The sequence below is a fragment of the Pseudomonas sp. P5_A2_2 genome, from assembly GCF_054177685.1.
In genome coordinates this window covers 1-1,435 of the sequence record NZ_JBGCUL010001087.1, presented here as the reverse complement: position 1 = coordinate 1,435, position 1,435 = coordinate 1, and the positions used below count along the sequence as shown (strand labels likewise).

The following is a 1,435-nucleotide window of genomic DNA, read 5'->3' as shown; positions in this document are numbered from 1 at the left end:
CGTTTGCTCCTGGCAATGATTCTGGTATCTGATTGAGCCTTTCCCACTGGTAAAAGGATTTGCTCATGAGCTACCGCACGCTGGGTCATTCGGGTCTGCAGGTGTCCACCCTGACCCTGGGCACCATGATGTTCGGCGAACAGACCAGCACCGAAGATTCCCTGCGGATCATCGACAAGGCCTGGGACCAGGGCATCAATTTCATCGACACTGCCGACGTCTACACCAACGGCCGCTCCGAGGAAATCGTCGGCGAAGCCATCGCCAGCCGTCGCCATGAATGGGTGTTGGCCACCAAGGTCGGCTTCGGCCCCGTAGACGGCGTCCCCAACCGCAGCGGCCTGAGCCGCAAACACCTGTTCAACGGCATCGATGCCAGCCTGACGCGCCTGGGCACCGACTACCTCGACATCTATTACCTGCACCGCGAAGACCACGACACGCCGCTGGAAGTCACGATCTCGGCCATCGGCGACTTGATCCGCCAGGGCAAAATCCGCTATTGGGGCCTGTCCAACTACCGTGGCTGGCGCATCGCCGAAGTCATTCGCGTGGCCGACAGACTTGGCGTTGACCGGCCGGTGATCAGCCAGCCGCTGTACAACATCGTCAACCGCCAGGCTGAAACCGAGCAGATCACGGCGGCGCAAAACTACGGTCTGGGTGTGGTGCCCTACAGCCCGCTGGCGCGCGGGGTGCTCAGCGGCAAATACGCGCCGGATGTGAAGCCGGACGCCAACAGCCGTGCCGGACGTCAGGACAAACGCATCCTGGAAACCGAATGGCGCGTCGAGTCCCTGCGCATCGCCCAGCAGATTCAGGAGTACACCCAGGGCCGTGGCGTGGGTATCGTCGAGTTTGCGATTGCCTGGGTGCTGAACAACAGCGCCGTCACCTCGGCCATTGTCGGGCCTCGTACCGAAGCGCAATGGGACGCCTACACTAAGGCGCAGGCGGTGAAGATCACGGCCGAGGACGAGGCGTTCATCGATTCGCTGGTGACGCCGGGGCATGCGTCGACACCGGGGTTCAATGATGTGAGTCATTTTGTGTCCGGCCGTAAACCGCGCAATAACTGAACAAACACATAACCCTTTGTAGGAGTGAGCCTGCTCGCGATAGCGGTACTACGTTCAACAGAGATGTTGACTGGAAGATCGCCATCGCGAGCAGGCTCGCTCCTACAGTTGGACAGCGTTGATCGATCGGACAATATTCGTCCCGAAAACCACGTATCCTCCGCACCCCGTTTCACCTTCAACCTTGCGAGGACAGCTTGTCTAAAGGTATCGCTCTATCGGTTTCAGCCTCGGTGCTGTTTGCCGTCATGTATTACTACACGTCGCTGCTCACCCCCTTGAGCGGCGTGGAAATCTTCGGTTGGCGCATGCTGCTGACCGTGCCGTGCATGACCGTGTTCATGGTGGCGTCCGGC

General features: G+C 60.0%; 1 protein-coding gene and 1 pseudogene. Both read left to right on the top strand.

Translation table 11 applies throughout. From position 1 onward, the window contains the following. Positions 1-65: 65 nt before the first annotated feature. Positions 66-1,079, top strand: a complete 1,014-nt coding sequence (locus tag ACXRVY_RS29045; RefSeq protein WP_223463081.1) for an aldo/keto reductase — start codon at positions 66-68, stop codon at positions 1,077-1,079. Positions 1,080-1,276: 197 nt separating this feature from the next. Continuing rightward, positions 1,277-1,435 (top strand): annotated as a pseudogene (locus ACXRVY_RS29040) (EamA family transporter RarD); the annotation flags it as partial.

Coding starts and splice junctions, on each gene's coding strand:
- ACXRVY_RS29045 (WP_223463081.1), top strand. CDS start 66: ATGAGCTACCGCACGCTGGGTCATTCGGGTCTGCAGGTGTCCACCCTG.